The sequence below is a fragment of the Aeromicrobium phoceense genome (assembly GCF_013868155.1).
In the GTDB taxonomy this organism is placed as follows: Bacteria; Actinomycetota; Actinomycetes; order Propionibacteriales; family Nocardioidaceae; genus Aeromicrobium; species Aeromicrobium phoceense.
Map to the genome: position 1 here is coordinate 1,489,558 of NZ_JACEOG010000001.1, position 19,745 is coordinate 1,509,302.

The 19,745-nt window shown below is 69.1% G+C and carries 24 protein-coding genes; 14 read left to right on the top strand and 10 right to left on the bottom strand.

From position 1 onward, the window contains the following. Positions 1-67 precede the first annotated feature (67 nt). Together ychF and H1W00_RS07165 are read left to right on the top strand one after the other, a co-directional pair. Positions 68-1,156, top strand: a complete 1,089-nt coding sequence (gene ychF / locus H1W00_RS07160) for a redox-regulated ATPase YchF (RefSeq protein WP_181754980.1) — start codon at positions 68-70, stop codon at positions 1,154-1,156. 241 nt (positions 1,157-1,397) lie between these two features. Next, on the top strand, positions 1,398-1,985 hold the full coding sequence (locus H1W00_RS07165; protein WP_181754982.1) for a PASTA domain-containing protein: 588 nt from the start codon (positions 1,398-1,400) through the stop codon (positions 1,983-1,985). Positions 1,986-2,632: 647 nt separating this feature from the next. Here the strand turns inward: H1W00_RS07165 and H1W00_RS07170 are convergent. After that, positions 2,633-3,283 (bottom strand): GNAT family N-acetyltransferase, encoded by a 651-nt coding sequence (locus H1W00_RS07170; RefSeq protein ID WP_181754984.1) that lies wholly within the window; start codon positions 3,281-3,283, stop codon positions 2,633-2,635. Between the two features lie 116 nt (positions 3,284-3,399). Continuing rightward, on the bottom strand, positions 3,400-4,299 hold the full coding sequence (locus H1W00_RS07175; protein ID WP_181754986.1) for an alpha/beta fold hydrolase: 900 nt from the start codon (positions 4,297-4,299) through the stop codon (positions 3,400-3,402). Between the two features lie 109 nt (positions 4,300-4,408). Between H1W00_RS07175 and H1W00_RS07180 the strand changes: the two genes are divergently transcribed. From H1W00_RS07180 to H1W00_RS17030, 4 genes are all read left to right on the top strand, one after another. Then, positions 4,409-5,098, top strand: coding sequence for a TetR/AcrR family transcriptional regulator C-terminal domain-containing protein (locus H1W00_RS07180; RefSeq protein WP_181754988.1), 690 nt, complete (start codon positions 4,409-4,411; stop codon positions 5,096-5,098). Between the two features lie 63 nt (positions 5,099-5,161). Further along, complete coding sequence (locus H1W00_RS07185) at positions 5,162-6,781, top strand: ABC-F family ATP-binding cassette domain-containing protein (RefSeq protein ID WP_181754990.1); 1,620 nt, start codon at positions 5,162-5,164, stop codon at positions 6,779-6,781. Between the two features lie 58 nt (positions 6,782-6,839). Beyond that, the gene (locus H1W00_RS16825) at positions 6,840-8,534 is read left to right on the top strand and encodes an ABC-F family ATP-binding cassette domain-containing protein (protein ID WP_181754992.1); all 1,695 of its coding nucleotides are present in this window, start codon (positions 6,840-6,842) and stop codon (positions 8,532-8,534) included. Between the two features lie 39 nt (positions 8,535-8,573). Beyond that, positions 8,574-10,067 (top strand): Ppx/GppA phosphatase family protein, encoded by a 1,494-nt coding sequence (locus tag H1W00_RS17030; RefSeq protein WP_338072848.1) that lies wholly within the window; start codon positions 8,574-8,576, stop codon positions 10,065-10,067. On the opposite strand, the gene H1W00_RS07200 is transcribed toward H1W00_RS17030, so the two are convergent. The 4 genes from H1W00_RS07200 to H1W00_RS07215 all read right to left on the bottom strand — a co-directional run bounded on the left by H1W00_RS07200 (position 10,064) and on the right by H1W00_RS07215 (position 12,376). Beyond that, a complete protein-coding gene (locus H1W00_RS07200; protein WP_181754994.1) occupies positions 10,064-10,834 on the bottom strand; it encodes an adenylate cyclase in 771 nt (256 codons plus the stop codon). The genes H1W00_RS17030 and H1W00_RS07200 overlap by 4 nt on opposite strands. 261 nt (positions 10,835-11,095) lie before the next feature. Continuing rightward, positions 11,096-11,503 (bottom strand): hypothetical protein, encoded by a 408-nt coding sequence (locus H1W00_RS07205; protein ID WP_181754996.1) that lies wholly within the window; start codon positions 11,501-11,503, stop codon positions 11,096-11,098. Positions 11,504-11,613: 110 nt separating this feature from the next. Continuing rightward, complete coding sequence (locus H1W00_RS07210) at positions 11,614-12,036, bottom strand: hypothetical protein (RefSeq protein ID WP_206679982.1); 423 nt, start codon at positions 12,034-12,036, stop codon at positions 11,614-11,616. Between the two features lie 10 nt (positions 12,037-12,046). Further along, entirely contained in the window at positions 12,047-12,376 is a 330-nt protein-coding gene (locus H1W00_RS07215) for a hypothetical protein (protein ID WP_206679983.1), read from the bottom strand. A gap of 39 nt (positions 12,377-12,415) precedes the next feature. On the opposite strand from H1W00_RS07215, the gene H1W00_RS07220 reads away from it, so the two are divergent. After that, complete coding sequence (locus H1W00_RS07220; RefSeq protein WP_181754998.1) at positions 12,416-12,805, top strand: SRPBCC family protein; 390 nt, start codon at positions 12,416-12,418, stop codon at positions 12,803-12,805. A 57-nt stretch (positions 12,806-12,862) separates the two neighbouring features. Continuing rightward, positions 12,863-13,333, top strand: coding sequence for a hypothetical protein (locus H1W00_RS07225; protein WP_181755000.1), 471 nt, complete (start codon positions 12,863-12,865; stop codon positions 13,331-13,333). 7 nt (positions 13,334-13,340) lie between these two features. On the opposite strand, the gene H1W00_RS07230 is transcribed toward H1W00_RS07225, so the two are convergent. Further along, positions 13,341-13,850 carry a flavin reductase family protein gene (locus tag H1W00_RS07230; protein WP_181755002.1) on the bottom strand — a complete coding sequence of 170 codons (510 nt, stop codon included), beginning with the start codon at positions 13,848-13,850 and terminating at the stop codon, positions 13,341-13,343. Positions 13,851-13,958: 108 nt separating this feature from the next. Here H1W00_RS07230 and H1W00_RS16530 point away from each other — a divergent pair, with 108 nt between their 5' ends. After that, complete coding sequence (locus H1W00_RS16530) at positions 13,959-14,321, top strand: SdpI family protein (protein WP_181755004.1); 363 nt, start codon at positions 13,959-13,961, stop codon at positions 14,319-14,321. Between the two features lie 2 nt (positions 14,322-14,323). Here the strand turns inward: H1W00_RS16530 and H1W00_RS07240 are convergent, their stop codons facing one another. Continuing rightward, positions 14,324-15,811 carry a carotenoid oxygenase family protein gene (locus tag H1W00_RS07240; protein WP_181755005.1) on the bottom strand — a complete coding sequence of 496 codons (1,488 nt, stop codon included), beginning with the start codon at positions 15,809-15,811 and terminating at the stop codon, positions 14,324-14,326. 82 nt (positions 15,812-15,893) lie between these two features. Here H1W00_RS07240 and H1W00_RS07245 point away from each other — a divergent pair, with 82 nt between their 5' ends. After that, positions 15,894-16,493, top strand: coding sequence for a TetR/AcrR family transcriptional regulator (locus H1W00_RS07245; RefSeq protein WP_181755007.1), 600 nt, complete (start codon positions 15,894-15,896; stop codon positions 16,491-16,493). Between the two features lie 4 nt (positions 16,494-16,497). Here H1W00_RS07245 and H1W00_RS07250 read toward each other — a convergent pair whose 3' ends face one another. Beyond that, complete coding sequence (locus tag H1W00_RS07250) at positions 16,498-16,833, bottom strand: YnfA family protein (RefSeq protein WP_181755009.1); 336 nt, start codon at positions 16,831-16,833, stop codon at positions 16,498-16,500. 46 nt (positions 16,834-16,879) lie between these two features. Here H1W00_RS07250 and H1W00_RS07255 point away from each other — a divergent pair, with 46 nt between their 5' ends. Genes H1W00_RS07255 through H1W00_RS07270 form a run of 4 tightly spaced genes read left to right on the top strand, consistent with a single transcriptional unit; the run spans position 16,880 to position 18,507 of the window. After that, positions 16,880-17,194 carry a YchJ family protein gene (locus H1W00_RS07255; protein ID WP_338072849.1) on the top strand — a complete coding sequence of 105 codons (315 nt, stop codon included), beginning with the start codon at positions 16,880-16,882 and terminating at the stop codon, positions 17,192-17,194. Beyond that, a complete protein-coding gene (locus H1W00_RS07260; RefSeq protein WP_181755011.1) occupies positions 17,191-17,421 on the top strand; it encodes a helix-hairpin-helix domain-containing protein in 231 nt (76 codons plus the stop codon). Before H1W00_RS07255 ends, H1W00_RS07260 begins: the two co-directional genes overlap by 4 nt. Before the next feature lie 9 nt (positions 17,422-17,430). Beyond that, positions 17,431-17,640 (top strand): DUF4287 domain-containing protein, encoded by a 210-nt coding sequence (locus tag H1W00_RS07265; RefSeq protein WP_181755013.1) that lies wholly within the window; start codon positions 17,431-17,433, stop codon positions 17,638-17,640. Next, positions 17,641-18,507, top strand: coding sequence for an ATP-grasp domain-containing protein (locus H1W00_RS07270; protein ID WP_181755015.1), 867 nt, complete (start codon positions 17,641-17,643; stop codon positions 18,505-18,507). Between the two features lie 21 nt (positions 18,508-18,528). Here the strand turns inward: H1W00_RS07270 and H1W00_RS17035 are convergent, their stop codons facing one another. After that, positions 18,529-19,740: a YibE/F family protein gene (locus tag H1W00_RS17035; RefSeq protein WP_181755017.1), complete on the bottom strand. Its 1,212-nt coding sequence runs from the start codon at positions 19,738-19,740 to the stop codon at positions 18,529-18,531. Positions 19,741-19,745 lie beyond the last annotated feature (5 nt).

Consider the following 19,745-nt stretch of genomic DNA (forward strand, 5'->3'; position numbering starts at 1 on the left):
CGGAGTTACACCTGAGCGACATGGGGAATTCTCTGGCGCGCAGGTCCCGGCAGTAGGCTGGCTCCCCGTGGCCCTCACCATCGGAATCGTCGGACTTCCCAACGCTGGCAAGTCGACGCTCTTCAACGCCCTGACCAAGAACGACGTCCTCGCGGCGAACTACCCGTTCGCGACGATCGAGCCCAACGTCGGAGTGGTCGGCGTGCCCGACTCCCGCCTCGAGAAGCTGGCCGAGATCTTCGGGTCCGAGCGCATCCTGCCGGCCACGGTCGAGTTCGTGGACATCGCCGGCATCGTGCGCGGCGCGTCCGAGGGCGAGGGCATGGGCAACAAGTTCCTGTCCCACATCCGCGACTCCGACGCGATCTGCCAGGTGACCCGCGTGTTCCGCGACGAGGACGTGACGCACGTCGACGGCGACGTGAACCCGGCGAGCGACATCGAGACGATCGCGATCGAGCTGATCCTCGCCGACCTCCAGACCGTCGACAAGGCGCTGCCGCGCCTCGACAAGGAGTCGCGCAAGGACAAGTCCCTCGTGGCGCAGTTCGAGGAGGCGAAGAAGGCCAAGGAGGCCCTCGAAGCGGGCACCGGCGTGCGCAACGCCGGACTCGACCTCGAGGCGCTGCGCGACCTGCACCTGCTCACCGCGAAGCGCTTCCTCTACGTGTTCAACTGTGACATCGACGAGCTGTCCGACGAGGACCTCAAGTCGAAGATGCGCGAGATCGTGGCGCCCGCCGAGGCCGTCTTCCTCGACGCCAAGAGCGAGGCCGAGCTGGTCGAGCTGGGCGACGACGAGGAGGCCGAGCAGATGCGCGCCGAGATGCTCGCCGACCTCGGCATCGAGGAGCCGGGCCTTGACCAGCTGGCTCGCGTCGGCTTCGACACCCTCGGCCTGCAGACCTACCTGACCGCGGGCCCCAAGGAGTCGCGCGCCTGGACGATCAAGAAGGGCGCCACCGCCCCCGAGGCCGCCGGCGTCATCCACACCGACTTCCAGAAGGGCTTCATCAAGGCCGAGATCGTGTCCTTCGAGGACCTGGTCGCCGCGGGCTCGATGAACGACGCCAAGGCCGCCGGCAAGGTGCGCATGGAGGGCAAGGACTACGTCATGGCCGACGGCGACGTGGTGGAGTTCCGCTTCAACGTCTGAGCTAGCGCGTTTGTGCAGGTCAATGGGGGTCAGGGCTCTCCGGTCCGCACATAGTCCGCAGTGAGATCAAGGTTGACGTGCCGGCGAGTTGCTCCGAACGGTGCACTCGGCCCGGCGTGTCTGACTTCTAGTCCTGCCTGGCAGGCGTGGCGCCGGGTGCCTGTGAGTGGGTGTTGCGCACCACAGATCTCTGTGGCCTGAAACGCGCACGGCACTGCTGAATGTTGGATACCTTCACTCGGTGTACCGATTCCCCAGTCTCTCGACCTCGCCGACCTCGCCGCGCACGCGCCGATACTTGACCGTCATCGTCGCGGTGCTGATGTTGGGAATCTCCTGCTCTGCGTGTGGTGAAGACTCGGGTGACTCCGAGGTGGCAGCCGAGGTCAAGGACCAGGACTCGGACGGAGTTCCCGACGACGAGGATGCCTTCCCTCGCGACGCGAGTGAGAGCTCGGATGTCGACGGCAACGGAGTCGGCGACAAGGAAGATGCCCGGATCAAGGCGGAGGCGGAAGCCAAAGCCATCGCTGAAGCAGACGCGAAGGCCACGGCAAAGGCGGAGGCCGAGGAAGCTGCCGAAGCCAAGGCGGCGGAGTCCTTCAAGATGCCGAAGTTGGCCGGTGAGAACCTCCAGCTGGCACAGGACATGCTCCAAGCGCTGGGCAGCTACGGACTGATTCAGAACGACGCGCTGGAACTTGGGCGATTCCAGGTTCTTGACGCGAACTGGAAGGTCTGCGCTCAGAAGCCCAAGGCCGGCAAGAAGGTTCCGATCGACACGATCGTCGAGCTTGACGCGGTGAAGCTTGAGGAGTCCTGCCCTTAAGGGGTGAGCAATAACCCCGTCTCCGGAGGCAGCGTTTTCACGAGGGTGGCGAGGACCCACCTTCATTGCTCACACGCCCCCGCAGTGGTCGCGCCCTCGGGCATCGTCAGCGAGCACGTGCGGCGTGTGCGCATGAGCCGCATGGGTCTCTACTGGGCGCTGGCGCCGTAGGCGGAAGGAAGCCCGAGATTTTGCGACGATCATAAAGGTCGTGGCGGATCTCCCGAGCTATTGAGGCAACGCGAGCCAACGACTTCGGGACACTCTGAAGACCGCGGATGTCAGGCAAGTGTCGTCGGTGCCTGATAGGTGCCGAGCCAGCGCAACCGGCACATTGGTCCTTGGCGGCTCGGCGTCAAAACTCCGTGTTCGTCGCGTCCCGCGGCGACAAGTTCGTCCGCGTACGCTTCCGCCACCTCGAGGGCGAACCGGATGACGTTCTCAGTTTGCTCCGGCGTGAGCCAACGCTGGGCACTGCGTTCGCTGGACTTGGTTCCGCTGAGTCCGAAAATCAGTTGGGCGCGCTCCTGGAAGTCGCTGCTGGTGTGAGCGCGGGGATAGAAATGCCTGCGTTCAGCCCGGCGTAGGCGCCGGAAGGGATGCCGACCTGTCCGTTGAGAGATCGGACCCCTCCCAGCAGATGCGGGTCAGCGATCCGGCGGCGGAGACCAGACCATGGTCTGCTGATGCACGGGCTGCCTCTGATACCGGACCCCCGGCACCAGCGGTGTCGAGCCATGAACGACGAATCCACACTTCTCGAAGAACCGCGTCGCACGGGTGTTCTCGACCAGAGTCTGCAGGTAGCAGCCAGGACTTCCGGCGTTCGTGAGCCAGGTCTGCCAGGCGAGCATCAGTTCCTGTGCCGCACCGGTCCCACGTGCCTCGGGCGCGAGGTTGATGTGCAGGTGAGCAGGCCAGCGTCGACCCACCCCTAGGCCAGAGGCGGCCTCTCCGCCTCGCAACTTCACTGCGCCGAGATCGATGAGGCTCCGGACGAAGAACGGCATTGACCGTGGCCTGAGCATCACCTTGTGACGGATGATCGCTCGGGTCAACAGCTCGTCTTCACCCGGGAGAAGCGCACTGTCGGGACAGCCGGCGAGGTACCCGACGAGGTCGTTGTCGACCTCCGCGAGGAAGAGCGTGTCCGAGCAGAACTCAATGTAGGGGTCGAGATAGACCATCCGCTCAGACGCCAGGTGTCCCCACAGTTCGCCACTGGCCGAATCGACACCCGCTCGGGCAAAGAGGTCGAGGAGCGCGTCGTGGTCTGCAGGCTTGTAAATCCGGATCATGCTTCTCCCGTGGGTGAGGGGCGTGCGCTCGGCGATGTTGAGCGGTGGGTGATGCGCGCCCGAGTCCTGCTGCTGAGTTGTCGATGGCGGAACCTCCGCGACCCACGATCTCCGCGCTACGCAGAGTCGGCCAGGTCTCGAACGACGCGTGCCACGTCGCGCGACAACGGCTCAGGAAGATCGTGACCGACCCCTGGCCATGTGATCATCCGCGCTCCGGCTATGCGGGCAGCTGTCGTACGCCCGGCCGACAGCCGCAGGATCGGGTCCGCGTCCCCGTGCATCACGAGGGTGGGCTTGTCCAGTTCCAACAACCTGCGTCCGTGCCACTGGGCACCGATCTGGCGACTCTGCGCCTTCTTGTCACGGGGCCCGCTGTCGACCCCGCGCTCGATCCACTCGCGCGCTACGTCCTCGTCGAACGGGTACGCCGGCGACGCCACTCCGCGCGCCACCGCAAGGCTCGCGGCGATGTCGCCTTCGCGTCCCTCGGGGAACTTCGTGCGTGCCAGTCGGGCGAGCAGTCCGAAGCGCAGGTAGCGAGCCACCTTCACACCGGACGTGTCGCTAGGCAGCGCGGCCGAGGACACCACACTCAGAACCCGGTCTGGATGGCGCAAGGCGAGGCGCTGCGCGACGACGCCACCCAGAGAGTGGCCGAAGAGGTGTGCGCCCGACCAGCCGAGATCATCGATGACGGCGACAGCGTCGTCTGTCATGTCTTCGGAGGTGTACGCGCCCGCCCGCTTGCGAAACAGTGCGCTGAACGGGTTGGCGTCACTGACATCCGGCATCCGGGTCGACTGGCCAGCGTCACGCTGGTCGTAGCGCACCACCTGGAAGCCCTCGTCAGCGAAGCTCCGACAGAGTGCCGCCGGCCACCAGAACCGCGAGGTGCCCAGGCCCATGATCAACAGCAGCGGGTCTCCTTGGGACCCGACGAGCTGATCCCAGGCGATCTCCACCTCACCGTTGCGGGCATATCGCGTCGGCCCCCATTTGACAGCGTCAATCATCGGAGCACTCCCGTCGCTAGTGCGAACGGCGTTCGCATCTAGACTCAGGATAGACTTCGCGTACGTTGTTCGCAAGTCTGCGTGTCGGCTCACCGATGGAGGCAAGGACGTGCCAGCACAACCACGGCCGAGCCGACAGTCGACCGGTGCCCCACGCGGCCGGGCTCCGTCGCGGAGCAGCCGAGAGATCGCCGAAGCCGCCATCTCCCTGGCCGACCGAGACGGGCTGCCCGCCGTCACCATGCGCGCAGTCGCCGGGTCCATCGGCACCGGCGCCGCCTCGCTGTACCGCTATGTCAGCACTCGCCACGAGCTCATCGAGCTCATGGTGGAGGAGGTCAACGGAGAGTTCGAACTACAACGCTCAACGACTCGGTCGTGGCTGGACCACATGCTCGACCTGGCCCGACAGGCACAGGCCATCTACCGCCGGCACCCCTGGATGCTCGAAGCGCTCGACAGCACACCAGCACTTGGTGACAACGGACTCGCCTTCCTCGACCACGCGCTCGCGGTGCTCGCCGGTACCGGAGCCGATGGCCGCACCAGGCTCGAAGCAGTAGGCGTCTTCAACGCGTTGGTGCGGATGCTCTGCAAGCAAGAGCACGACCAGCGGCGCGCTGCGCCGGCCGACCCCGGGGGCACTGCGCTCACCACCCAACTGACGGCCATCACATCGACGGGGTCATACCCCCACCTGGCCGCAGCTCTGGCCGACACCGGCCCCGGCCCTACCGACGATCAGTTCGAACGCATCCTGCGGCGCGTGATCACCGGGCTGCTTCACATCGAAAGCTGAGTTAGCGACAACCACCGGCTCACCCGCCGCAGCACGGGTGAGCCCGCCTGACAGGCTTCTGTCATGGGTCACGTCGACGTCGCACACCTTGACTACGTCCTGCCGGACGGGCGGATGCTGCTCGGGGATGTGTCGTTCCGAGTGGGGGAGGGTTCGGTCGTGGCGCTGGTCGGCCCGAACGGGGCCGGCAAGTCGACGCTGCTCCGGCTGATCGACGGCTCCCTCCAGCCCGACTCGGGCACCGTGAACGTCTCCGGCGGCCTGGCGGTGATGCCGCAGTTCGTCGGGACGGTTCGTGACGGGTCGTCGGTGCGTGACCTGCTGGTGAGCGTGGCGCCTGATCGGATCCGCAACGCCGCGCGGGCGGTCGATGCCGCCGAGGCCGCACTGGCCTCGAACGACGACGAGGCCACGCAGATGGCGTACGCCCAAGCGCTCTCGGACTGGGCCGAGGCCGGCGGCTACGACTACGAGAACACCTGGGACATGTGCACGATCGAAGCACTGGGTGCCTCGTACTACTCCGTCATGGACCGCGAGGCCGTGACGCTGTCGGGCGGCGAGCAGAAGCGGGTCGTGCTGGAGGCGTTGCTGCGCGGACCGGCCGAGGTGCTGCTGCTCGACGAGCCCGACAACTACCTCGACGTGCCCTCCAAGCGCCGGCTGGAGCAGCAGCTGCGCGAGACCCGCAAGACCGTGCTGCTGGTCTCGCACGACCGTGAGCTGCTGTCGGAGGCCGCTGACAAGATTCTGTCGGTCGAGCCGTCGCCGGCCGGGGCCGACGTGTGGGTGCACGGAGACGGCTTCGCGTCCTTCCACGAGGCCCGCAAGCAGCGCTTCGCCCGGTTCGAGGAGCTGCGCAGACGGTGGGACGAGCAGCACGCGCGCTTGAAAAAACTGGTGGTGAGCCTGCAGCAGGCTGCCGCCGTCAGCCATGCGATGGCGTCGCGGTACGCCGCGGCGCAGACCCGGCTGAGGAAGTTCGAGGAGATCGGGCCGCCCCCTGAGCCGCCGCGCGATCAGGACATCACGATGCGCCTGAAGGGCGGCCGCACCGGCGTGCGGGCGATCACCATCGAGAAGCTGGAACTGACGGGCCTGATGATGCCGTTCGACCTCGAGGTGTTCCAGGGCGAGCGGGTGGCCGTGCTCGGCTCGAACGGCTCGGGCAAGTCGCACTTCCTGCGCCTCCTGGCGGGCCAGCCGGTCGACCACTCGGGTGCGTGGAAGCTCGGCGCGAGGGTCGTGCCGGGTCACTTCGGGCAGACCCACGCCTACCCCGAGCTCGAAGGCCGCACGCTCCTGGACATCCTGTGGGCCGAGCATGCGCTGCAGCGCGGGCCGGCGATGTCGTCACTGCGTCGCTACGAGCTGGAGCAGCAGGCCGAGACCACGTACGAGCGGCTCTCGGGAGGGCAGAAGGCGCGGGTGCAGATCCTGCGCCTCGAGCTCGGCGGAGCGACGTCGCTGCTGCTCGACGAGCCCACCGACAACCTCGACCTGGAGTCGGCCGAGGCGCTGCAGTCCGCGCTCGAGTCGTACGAGGGCACCGTCCTGGCCGTGACCCACGACCGTTGGTTCGCCAAGACCTTCGACCGATTCCTGGTCTTCGGGGCCGACGGCGTGGTGCGCGAGAGCTCGGAGCCCGTGTGGGACGAGGGACGCGTGCAGCGCGACCGCTGAGACACTGGACTGTCCGGAACCGCTGCCCACGCGCCGCTCGACTCCAGAGGAACACCGCATGACCGCAACACTCGTCGCCACTGGACTGGCCGGTGGCCATGCGCACCGGACGCTCTTCGACGACCTCGACCTGACGGTCGCGCCTGGCGACGTCGTCGGCGTGGTGGGTGTCAACGGGGCCGGCAAGTCGACCTTGTTGCGCATCCTGGCCGGAGACCTGGAGCCGCAGGCCGGCACGGTGCAGCTCGCGCCGGCCGACGCGTTCGTCGGAAGTCTGCTGCAGGAGCACGAGCGGGTCCCGGGCGAGACGATGGCGCAGTTCGTCGCGCGCCGCACCGGCTGTGCCGCCGCGACCACCGACATGGACGCTGCGGCCGTGGCGCTGGGCAACACCGAACCTCCCGCTCCTGGCGCGCCCGACCCCGCCGACGTCTACCAGGCGGCGCTCGACCGCTGGATGGCCAGCGGCGCTGCCGACCTGGAGGACCGACTCCCGGCCGTGCTCGCCGAGTTGGGGCTCGTGCTGGAGGACTCAGCCGACCCGAACGCCGGCGCGCTCTCGCCCGACAGCCTGATGACGTCGCTGTCCGGCGGCCAAGCCGCGCGCGTGGGCCTGGCCGCGCTCCTGTTGTCGCGGTTCGACATCGTGCTGCTCGACGAGCCCACGAATGACCTGGACCTGGACGGCCTCGAACGCCTGGAGAAGTTCGTGCAGGGCCTGCGCGGCGGCGTCGTGCTGGTGAGCCACGACCGCGAGTTCCTGGCGCGCTGCGTGACCCGCGTCCTCGAGCTCGACCTCGCCCAGCACAGGAATCGGGTGTTCGGTGGCGGCTACGAGTCGTACCTGGAGGAACGCGAGATCGCCCGCCAGCACCAGCGCGACGAGTACGAGGAGTTCGCGGCCAGGAAGGCTGACCTGGTCGGGCGCGCCCGCGTGCAGCGCGAGTGGTCCAGCCAAGGCGTGCGCAACGCGATGAAGAAGAACCCGGACAACGACAAGATTCGCCGCAAGGCCGCGTCGGAGTCGAGCGAGAAGCAGGCGCAGAAGGTGCGGCAGATGGAGAGCCGCATCAGCCGGCTCGAGGAGGTCGAGGAGCCGCGCAAGGAGTGGAAGCTGGAGTTCGTGATCGGCGCCGCGCCGCGCTCGAGCGCCGTGGTGGCCACGCTCAACCAGGCCACGGTGCGGCAGGGTGAGTTCACGCTCGGCCCGGTCTCGGTGCAGCTCAACGCCGGCGAGCGCATCGGCATCACCGGCCCGAACGGTGCCGGCAAGTCAACGCTGCTGCGGGCGCTGCTGGGTCGGCAGGAGCTGGCGAGTGGAACGGCCGGTCTGGGTGCGTCCGTCGCGATCGGCGAGGTGGACCAGGCGCGCTCGCTGTTCACCGGAGCCGCCACGCTGACCGACGTGTTCGAGGGGCTCGCGCCCGACATGTCACCAGCCGACGTGCGCACCCTGCTGGCGAAGTTCGGGCTGAAGGCCGACCATGTGACCCGACCCGCCGGTGAGCTGTCGCCCGGCGAGCGCACCCGCGCCGGACTCGCGCTGCTGCAGGGCCGCGGCGTCAACGTGCTGGTGCTCGACGAGCCCACAAACCACCTCGACCTGCCCGCGATCGAGCAGCTGGAGCAGGCACTCGAGACGTATGAGGGGGCGCTGCTGCTGGTGACCCACGACCGTCGCATGCTGAGCACGGTGCGGCTCGACCGTCGCTGGCACGTCGAGGCCGGCCGGGTCACCGAACTCACGGCGTAGTCTGGCGTCGAGCGTCCCCAGTCGGAGGTGGTCCTGATCGTGACCGAGACGACCCCGCGATGGGAGTGGCGCAGCTTCGCCGACTCAGCCGTCGACATCGGGTCGGCGCTGATCCTCTCGCCTCCCGACCGGATTCAGGAGAGCGACGAGCTCTACCTGCTGTCGGCCGAGGGAACCGACACCGTCAAGATCCGCGACGACCTGATGGACGTCAAGCACCTCGTCGCCGTGGACGAGCGCGGACTCCAGCAGTGGTCCCCGGTGATGAAGGCCGATTTTCCCCTGTCCTCGGCCGACGTCGACACCGTCATCGCAGCTCTGGGCGTCGTGTCGCCGCCTCTGGCACGGGACATGTACACGCTGGGCCAGTTCATGAACGAACTGGTGCACCCCCACCCCGACGTGGTCGCGGCCGACGTGCACAAGAGGCGGGAACGCCACACCATCGGAGGTTGTCTGGCCGAGCTGACCGAAGTGCGCAGCGGGAAGGGATCGACCCGCACCATCGCGATCGAGTCCGAGGACCCGGCCTTGGTGATGGCCGCACTCCGCGAGCTCGGGTTGCCACCGATGCCCAACGTGAGCTTCCCGCGCGGTCTCAAGTCGCTCCTGCGGCTCGGTACGGAGCGCTACGGCGTCATCGACGTGGGCACCAACTCGGTCAAGTTCCACCTCGGTGAACGAGGCGCTGACGGTCACTGGCGGGCGGTCGCCGACCGTGCCGAGGTCACGCGGCTCGGTGAAGGTCTGCACGAGGCCGGCCGACTCAGCCCCGAGCCCATGGAGCGGACGGTGGAGGCCATCGTCGCCATGGTGGACGAGGCCGCACAGGCAGGCGCCGCGGAGACCGTTGCCGTGGGCACCGCCGGCCTGCGGATCGCCTCCAACAGCGAAGATCTCATCGCTGCTGTCCGGGCACGGTGTGGTCTGACGATCGATGTCGTCTCCGGAGACGAGGAGGCACGACTGGCCTATCTCGGTACGAGGGCCGGGATCGGACAGTCGCGAGGCTCCCTCGTGGTGTTCGAGACCGGCGGCGGCAGCTCCCAGTTCACGGTCGGGCACGGCGAGGAGATCGACGAGCGGTTCAGCCTGGACGTGGGCGCTGTTCGCTACACGGAGGCACATGGACTCGGAGCGGCGGTCTCCGAGGACGCCCTGGCCGAGGCGTTCGCGGCGATCGCTGCCGACCTCCGCCGGCTCGACGACCGGCCGACACCGAACCTGCTCGTGGCGATGGGTGGCGCTGTCACGAACATGGCCGCCGTCATGCACGCCCTGGGGGAGTACGACGCCGACATCGTCCACGGCACGGTGCTCGACAGGACCGAGATCGACCGGCAGATCGAGCTCTATCGCACGAGCTCCAGTGACGAGCGTCGTTCGATCATCGGCTTGCAGCCCCAGCGGGCCGACATCATCCTCGCGGGTGCGTGCATCGTGCGAACGGTGCTCGCCGCGTTCGGCAACGAGTCGCTCACGGTCAGCGATCGCGGACTGCGACACGGCCTGCTGGTCGAGAGATTCGGCTAGTCACTCCCTGAGAGCTGGGCGGAGAAGTACTCGAGCGCTGACTTCGTCTTCGTCTGTTGCTCGCCCGAGAGATCGAGACCCTTCAGGGTCAGGAAGGCCCTGAGCTCGGCCGCGGCCTGGAAGGTCTCCGCCGGAGGGCACTTCGCCGAGAGCTCGAGGATCCGGGAGCCGTCCGGGTAGAGCCAGAGCTCCGCGACGAGACGCATCCGCAGCTCGGGCGGATGCAGCTTCAGCTTGAGCACGGTGATGGGGCCGAGGATCGACAGGTCGTCCAGTTCGACACCCTCGGGCGCATGGGCCGTGAAGAACGATCGTTGCTCCTTGGAGTACGCCTTGTGGATCGCCTTCGCGCCTGAGGCGACCTCCTTCACCAGGGTCGGTTCCCACGTGGCCTTCATGGACGCCGAGCAGACGAAGCCCCCGGGCATCGCGTCGACCTCCACCCCGAGGTTGTCCGAGGCCCACGCCTCCTGGATATGAGCCGGCGCCACGGGCCTCAGCTTGACCACCGAGTCGTCTCCCCGCCGCTGCGCCCGGCGGGCCCGGACGACGACACCGGCCTTGTCGAGCCTCAGGTCAGGAGTGTCGAAGAAGTACACCTGGCGAATCTCGGCATCGAGCGCATCCATCCCCAGGGCCACCACGGCAGCGCGTCGATCCGAGTCCGGCACGGTCATCTTGAGCTCGACGCTGTCCACGTCCCTGGTCAGCGCGAGCAGCTCGGCGACCTGCGCATCCGAGAGTCGGCCCTGCGATTGATCGGTCACGTTCGGCACCTGTGCCTTCCGGACGGTGGAGGTCGCGCCGTTGCGACACCGCACCCCGTCAGCCACTGTGCCGCGTGGCGAAGAGCGGGACATCACCCACCGCAGGTGAGTGGCGGCCCGGCCTGCCCGCGATGGCCGTTGGCGCCGGCGGCAGGCGCAGGCGCTCATGGTCGACGGCGACCTGGTCGAGTTCCGATCGAATGTGTGAGCTCGCGCGCTTCGTCCGATCGGTTCGGGCGTCGTGCGCGCGGGGGCCGGCGGCTACTCGGAGTGGGCCAGCTGCTCCGGTCGGCGTGAGGCGTCGAGGGCCACCCGGACGAGGGTCGCCGTGATGAGCAGGATCAGCGGTGGCAGCAGGAAGTAGGGCAGGATCACGCCGGGGAACTCGTTCGCCTGTCCGGCGCCGGTGTGGAAGCTCGAGGTGTAGAACAGCACCCCGGCGACGACCGCGCACACCTTGAACCACTGTCGCCGTCGAGGCGCGACGAAGGTCCCGATGAGGCAGCAGGCCGTGGCCACCCCGAGCGACCGTCCCTGGACGTTGGAACCGTAAGGGAGCCATCGAGATCCGTACGGCAGGGTCTCCCAGTAGTCGATCGTGGCGGCGATCACGGCGACGAGCGCGAGCGCGGCGAGAGCGATCGACCAGCGCCACGAGACGGTGGGCATGCCTGATGGTGCCACGCGGCCTTGCCTGGTGTGTCGCGGTTCGCGATCTTGTGTCGTTGACGCCCCCATGTGGGCTCAATCGACACAAGATCGGGCCAGTCGGGCGATGTTCAGCGCTGGTCGGGCAGGGTGCCGTAGCTGTTCTGGTACTGCTGGCCGGGCTTCGGGTGGGTGAAGCGCAGCGCGCTCCAGGTGTCGTCCACCAACAGGCACGTGCTCTCCACGAGGCCGTGGTCGTAGCCGATCTCAATCACGGTCGGCAGGGTCAGGTCGGACCCGAGCCGTCGGCCCTTCGGCCACGAGAGCCAGAGCTTCCCCTGGGGTGCGAGGTGCGGGACGAGGCGGGGGAACTCGTCACGCATTTCCTGCTGGGTCGTGACGAAGAGGTGGAGGTAGTCGACCTCGCCGCTGAGGGGTACCGGCTGGAGGTCGGGCAGACCCATCGACTCCGGCACGCCGTCGGGAGCGTTCACGAAGTGCGCCGTCCAGCCCGCTCGCAGGCCCATCTTCTCGGCGACGGTGCGCATGCTCATGCGTTCAGCCTCATGCGCTCAACCCCGGCAGGTCGAGGTCGGCGCCGGTGACCTCCCAGTGGTCGACGTGGAGGTCCTTCTCGACGAGCAGCTCGTCGTCGCCGGGGTAGAACACGGCGACCTCGGGCTGCTCGCCGGCGAACCGGCGGACGTCCTCCATCGAGTCCCACAGCGAGAGCGTGACGACCTCGACGAGGTCGCCGAGTGGCCTGCGCAGCACGAACACGCCGCGGTTGCCCGGGGTGGCGCGGTACTCGCGCACGCCGGTGTCGTCCTGGTGGGCGAGGTAGGCGTCGGCGTCCTGCGCCCTGACCGCTCCGCGCCATCGCCGCATGATCACGGGTCCATTCTCGTCCGCGGGGGTGGCATGCTGCACGGTATGGAGTCTCGCCACGTCAGCCGGGTCATCGCCGCGTCGCCGCAGGACGTCTACGCCTTCGCGGTGGAACCCGCGAACCTGCCGCGCTGGGCCTCCGGTCTGGCGGAGGCGGAGGTCGAGGTGAGGGACGACCACCTCGTCGTGCAATCGCCGATGGGGGAGGTGCGCGTGCGGTTCGTCCCTCGTAACTCCTTCGGGATCCTCGACCACGACGTGACGCTGCCGTCCGGTGCCACCGTCACCAACCCGTTCCGGGTCCTCGCGCACCCCGACGGCGCCGAGGTGGTCTTCACGGTGCGCCAGCTCGACCTGTCGGACGAGGAGTTCGAGCAGGACGCCCGCACGATCGCGAAGGACCTCGACGCGCTGGCGGCCCTGGTCGAGTCCTGACGGCTCAGTCGTGGCGAAGTGCACCCGACGCGTTCGGGTTCGTGGGACGGTTTGGCCATGGATTCTGCTGTCCTTCTCCCATTGGCGACGTTGGTGCTGGGCTCCGTCCTCACGTTCACGCTGGAAGCAATTCGACATCGCCGCCAGAGGAAGGAGTCGGTCCAGGACGCACGCCGTCTGGAGCGGTCACAGGCTTACGTCGACTACTTGGAGTGCGCGCACGAGGCGGCACACCTCCTCGGCCGGGCGACCCCGGGCTGCCCCAATCCTCTCGAGGACATCGCGCACAGCTACTGGCTCGTCGACAGCTCGGTCGCCTCGCGCCTTCGGGTGATCGAGGTCCTCGGCTCGGAGGACGTGATCAGCCGGGCGAAGGGCATGCGTACAGCGCTCGTCACGTTCCGCCGCGACCTCCAAAGCGAGGAAATGACCTACTGGTCGGAGGAATACCAAGACGCGTACGGCCTCGTCGTGTCCGCCCGCGGAGCCTTCATCGAGGCGGCTCGATCGGACCTGCGGCAGACCTGAAGCAATCTCAGGGGTGGACGGCGCGGCTCTCGGCGGGGTGGCCGGGCTCGAGGTGAGTGGCCGCCGAGACGCGCAGCGGCGTGAACGGCTCGCCGGCGTGGGCCGCCACGACGCGCGACGCCAGGCACACGTGGTCGCCGCCGTCGTCGAGCACGGCGATCCGCTCGAGCACGATGCGGTTGGGGCAGTCGCGCAGGAGGGGGACCGCGTACTCGTCGGTGTCCACGTCGAGGCCGTCGAACTTGTCGGTCTCGGCGCTGCACGTGGTGCCGAACCGCTCGGCCAGGGCGAGGTCGCGGTCGGTGAGGAAGTGCACGGCGAAGTGCTTCGCGCGCAGGCCGGTGCGGTACGTGTGGTTCGCCTTCGACAGCCACACGCTGTAGTGCTCGGAGTCGATGCTCGACTGCGCGTGGAACCCGACGAGGCACCCCGCGCGTTCGTCCTCGGCGGCCGTCGTCACCACCACGAGCGGCTGGTCGACGGAGGCCATCAGCGTCTCGAACGCGTCGTCATCCACGCGACGACCCTACGTCCGGTCGCGCGGGTCCGCAGGGAACGAACAATGAGGCATTCGGGTACCTGAGCGGGGCGAAGGGCATCATCGTTCGTCGCCTACGGTGGACGGGTGACCGAGGAACTGGTGGGCCGGGCCGTGATCGGCGTGGTGATGCTCGGCGTCGCCGCACTGCTGTGGTGGATGGCGCGGGCCGCGGCCGAGGGGCGGTTGGAGCGCAACGCCTTCGTCGGCATCCGCACGCCGAGCACCATGGCGAACGACGGGGCCTGGCTCGCCGCTCACCAGCGGGCCGAGCGACCCACCAAGGCGGCGGCGCTCATCTCCGCCATCGTTGCCGCGGCCTGCCTCGTCCCGATGCCGGAGGCGGCACTGGTCGCGGTGGTGCTCGGCGGGGCCGCGGTCATCCTCGGGCTCGTGATCCGCGCCGCCGTGGTCGGCGGCCGGGCCGCCCGCGCCACGACGGCCGACTGACCTCACACGTCGGCGAGGTCGGTGCCCTCCGGCGCCCAGTTCCCGTGGAAGCCCGCCGGCACCCGGCCGGGCAGGTGCACGGTCGCCACGTCGTCGAGCGTCGCCGCGTCGAGCAGCCGGAGCTGGCTGCGGCCCTCGGCCCGGTCGTGGACGTACCCCATCAGCACGCCGTCGTCCTCGGCCGTGCCGTCGGGGTTCGGCACGAAGCAGAACTCGCTGGCCTCCAGTCCCGCGCCGAGGCGACGCGACTCGGTAGAGCCGGACTCGAGGTCGTGCCGCAGCAGCGTGTCGCCCGGCACGCCGTCCTCGAAGCCGACCGCCCAGCCGTAGCGGTGCCGCCGTCCCGTCAGCCGCTCGTCGTGACGTGGGAACTCCTGCGAACGCTGGTCGATTCCCGTCTCGCGGGCCTGTCCCGTCCGCAGGTCGAGGGTGAACCGGGTGAGAACCGCCGGGCCCTCGTCCGGCCCGTTCAGCACCGTCGCGAACATCTTCGGGTGGCGGATCACGTCGACCACGACGGTGTCTCCGTCGTCGTACGCGTTGAGGGTGTGGAACACGTAGCAGGGCGCGATCTCGAACCACCGGACCGAGGCGCCGTCGCCGTCGCGCGGCATGATGCCGATCCGCGCCGGGTAGTCGGGGTTCCAGCGGTAGGGGAGGGAGACCGCGTCGCCTCCGCGGGCGATCCGCGCGATCACCGGCTCGGGCAGCGGGTTGCGCCCGATGACGCGGTTGAGCAGCCCCCGCACCAGCGGCCTGACGAGGCGCGGCACGTCCTCGGTGGCCGTGGCGATGTCGAACGTGACGGGCAGGTCGAGGATCACGACGTGACGCTCGGTGAGGGCGAAGTCGTGCATCATCGGGCTGCCGTGCACCTCCACGTCGACGCTGCGCCTGATGCGACCGTCGTTGCCGAGCACCGAGTAGGCCACGCGGTTCCCGGCGGTCCAGTTGTAGGACAGGGCGTGCAGCTCGCCGGTGTCCGGGTCGCGGTGCGGGTGCGCGGCGTAGCCCGGCCGGCCGGCGACGCTCGGAAGGGTGCCACCGAAGTCGCACGGCCCGACCGTGGCGAGGTCGTGGGTCAGCTCGTAGGGCGGGGCGCCCGCCTCGACGAGCGCCAGGGTGCGGCCGTGGTGCTCCAGCACGTTCGTGTTCGCGGCGAAGTCACGCTCGCCGGGCGTCCCGCGGTGCGGCTCGCCCAGCGTGTCGGCGATGGCGGCCGAGCGCACCCAGCGGTTGCGGTACCACTCGGCGTGCCCGTCGCGGATCCGCACGCCGTGCACCATCCCCTCGCCGAGGAACCAGTGGTGCTGGTCGCCCGGGTCGTCGAGAGGGTTCGGTCCGATGCGCAGGTAGCGGCCGTCGAGGTGGTCGGGCAGGCGGCCGGTGACGGTGAGGTCGGTGGCGGTGAGCTCCTCGCGCACCGGCGCGAAGTTGTCGCGCAGGTACCGGTTCGTGGACTCGGTCGTGGGATGGATGGTCTCGGTCATGACGTCTCTCCTGGTGACGCGCGCCCGAGTCGCATAACACTGTTATCCCCGACCATAACGGCGTTATGCCATGCTGTCGAGTATGAGTTCTGAACCGGGTCCGCAGGCGCTCGCCGTCCGCGCGCGGCTCCTCGAGGAGGCGGCACGGATCCTCGACGAGGAGGGACCCTCGGCGCTGTCGACCCGTCGACTCGCCACCGGCGCGGGTACGTCCACGATGGCCGTCTACACGCACTTCGGGAGCATGGGCGGGGTGGTCGACGCTGTCGCGACCGAGGGATTCCGTCGCCTCATCGACCGGGTGGGTGCCGTCGACAGGACCGACGATCCCGCGGCCGACCTGCTGGCGGCCGCCGTGGCCTACCGCGAGAACGCCCTCCAGAACCCGCATCTCTACGCGGTGATGTTCGGGGCGATCAGCGTGCGGGGTCTCGGTGGACAGGGGCCCGACGCGGACGTGGCGTATGCGGCGTTCCGGCAGCTGGTGGTCTTCGTGGAGCGGGCCATGGACGCGGGAGTACTGCGCCCCGACGATCCGAAGGCGGTGGCGGCGCAGTGGTGGAGCGCGCTCCACGGCTACATGATGCTGGAGCTCGCAGGGATGGACCAGGTGGTGAAGGACCCCGAGCACCACGTGCTGTGGCAGCTCATGGGAAACCTGCTCCGCTCGTTCTCGGCCTGACCCCTCAGGCGCTGCGCGGCGCGTACATGATCACGGCCACGCCGACGAGGCAGACCGCGGCGCCGGCCACGTCCCACCGGTCCGGGCGGAAGCCGTCGAACAGCATCCCCCAAGCGAGGGAACCGGCCACGAACACGCCGCCGTAGGCGGCCAGGATGCGACCGAAGTTCGCGTCGGGCTGCAGCGTGGCCACGAATCCGTAGAGCCCCAGCGCGACGACGCCGAGACCCATCCACAGCACGCCGCGGTGCTCGCGGACGCCCTGCCAGATCAGCCAGGCGCCGCCGATCTCGGCGACCGCGGCCACGGCGAACAGGCAGATCGAGCGCATCACGTCCATGCCGTGATTGTGTCGTGCCACGCGACGGCCGTGCGAGGCTGGTGCCGTGACGGACCAGCCCCTGACCGCCGAGGCGCTCATGCGCTCGCGGTTCGATGCGTTCCGACGCGGCGACCGCGACTGGCTGCTCGCCACCTGGCACCCCTCGACCCGTCCGGCCGAGCTCGACCTGGCCGACAATCCGCGGTGGCGCGGGCTCCAGGTCGTGGACACCGAGGCCGGCGGACCGCAGGACGACAGGGGAGTGGTGGAGTTCCGGGCGACCTACATCGCCGACGGCGAGCTGGGGATCCTGCACGAGCGGTCGACGTTCCTGCGCGAGGACGGTCGCTGGTACTACGTGGACGGAGAGATCAGATGACGAACACCGACGCACCCCGGCCCAGCGGCCTGCCCGCCTCGATCGGGCGTCCCGCGACGAACGCCCTCGCCGCGCAGGGCATCACATCGCTGGAGCAGGTCGCGGGCCTCTCCGAGTCCGAGCTGCTCGCCCTGCACGGCGTGGGCCCCAAGGCCGTGCGCCTGCTCGGCGAGGCCCTCGCGGCACGCGGCCTGGAGTTCGGGTCCCGGGCCGCGGGGACTGACTAGGCTCGAGTCATGAGTGAGGACGTCAAGGGACCCGCGTCGTACTTCCCGGCGATCGAGAAGAAGCACGGTGAGCCCATCGAGCACTGGATGCGCCAGCTGGAGTCGGTCGCGACCGCCAAGCACATGGAGCAGGTCGCGTTCCTGAAGGACGACTTCGGCTTCGGGCACGGCCATGCCAACGCGGTCGTCGCGGTGTTCCGCAAGGAACGGGGCCTCTGAGTGGCACGCATCGCCTTCGCCACCTGCGACCGACTCGCTGACGGATTCGAGGACGACCACGAGGCCGCGCGTCTCGTTGGAGCCGAGTTCGTCGTCTGGAACGACCCCGACGTCGACTGGTCGGTCTACGACCACGTGGTCATCCGCTCCGCCTGGGACTACACGATCCAGCGCGAGGCGTTCGTGGTGTGGGTGCGGTCGCTCGGCGACCGCGTCTCCAACGCTCCCGACCTGGTCGCCTTCAACTCCGACAAGGCCTACCTCGGCGCGCTCGGCGTTCCCACCGTGCCCACGGCGTACGTGGTGCCCGGGGCGCAGGCGCCGCAGCTGCGCGGTGAGGTCGTCGTGAAGCCCACGGTCTCGGCCGGCGGGCGCGACACGGGTCGCTTCGACCCGGCCCACCACGACGACGCCCGCGAGCTGATCGAGCAGATCAACGCCTCGGGGCGCGTCGCGATGGTCCAGCCGTACGTCGAGGGCGTCGACGCCGCGGGCGAGACGGCCGTGGTCTTCATCGGCGGTGAGATCTCGCACGTGCTGCACAAGAAGCCGGTCCTGCGCGAGCAGGGCACCGCGGCCCTGCTCAACCCTGACGACCCGGCGTCCGAGGCCGCGATCATGCACGACGAGGACCTCGTGACCGCCGGGGAGGCGGCACCGGAGTTCCTCGACCTCGCGAACGCCGCCCTCGGCGAGCTGGCCGCGCGCTTCGGCGTGCCGCTCTACGCGCGCGTCGACCTGGTGCCCGGCCCGGCGGGTCCGGTGGTCATGGAGATCGAGGCCGTCGAGCCGTGCCTCTACCTCGACCTCGTCCCGGGGGCGGCCGAGCGCTTCGCCGACGCGATCAGGTCGCGTCTGAAGCGCTGAGCGTGACGTTCGAGGGGTGCTTCACGGCGTGTCGACCCCGGAAAGGTCACGCTCAGTGATGCGGGTGGGTGCCAGCCAGACCGCGATGACCGTGGTGATGGGCACCGCCAGCACGAGGCCGATCGCGCCGACGAGCGTGCGCACGATCTCCTGCGCGATGCCCTCGGTGACGGCGACCTCGAGCAGCGGGCGCTGGTACGCCGAGATCAGCAGGAGCGTGGTCATGGCCGTGCCGGCGTACGCGAAGACCAGCGTGTAGACGCTCGAGGCGATGTGGTCGCGGCCGATGCGCATGGCCGAGCCGAACAGCTCGGTGCGACCGGCGGTGGGCTTGAGGGCCCGCATCTCCCACACCGCGCTCGCCTGCGTGACCGTGACGTCGTTGAGCACGCCGAGTCCGGCGATCACCATCGAGGCCGAGACGACGCCGGCCAGGCTCATCTCGGGCGCGGTGGCGAGCAGCAGGTGGTCGTCCTCCGACCCGACCCCGGTCAGGTGGGCCCAGTCCGTGGACATCGCTCCGGCGAGGGCCGTGAAGCCGATGCCGAACAGGGTGCCGAACAGCGCCGCGGTGGTGCGGATCGAGACGCCGTGCGCCAGGTAGAGCACCGCCAGCATGATCACGGTCGAGCCCGCCACGGCCACCGCGATCGGTGGCTGGTCGGCCAGCAGCGCCGGCAGCACGAACCTCAGCAGGACCAGGAGGGTGATGCCGATGCCGACGAGCGCGAACAGTCCGCGCCAGCGACCGACCACGGCGACGAGGATCGCGAACACGATTGCCAGGATCATCAGCTGGGGACCGCGCTGGTGGTCGTAGAACTCGTACGTGGGCTGCTGGCCGTCGGGGGCGACCTCGATGACGCGGATGTCGTCGCCCTTCTCCACGGCTCCGCCGACGTAGCGCGTCGGGTCGAGGGTGAACACCGCCGACGTCCCGCGCTCGGTCTCGGCCGTGACGTTCGCGCACGAGCCCTCGACCATGGGGATGTTGTCGGGCCCCGTGCCCGTGCTGTTGCAGTCGAACGGGGTGACGTCGGTGACCGTCGCGTCGAGGATCGCGACGGCGCCGTACGGGTCGGCGCCCTGCGGGACGTCGTCGGGATCGGGCCACAGGGCGGCCACCGCGCCGAAGGCCAGGAGGGCCACGGCGAGCACCACGGCGGTCAGCGACCACGCCAGGCGGGGTCGGGGCGGTCCCTCGGCAGGCTCGATCGCGTGGTGATGTGTCACGATGC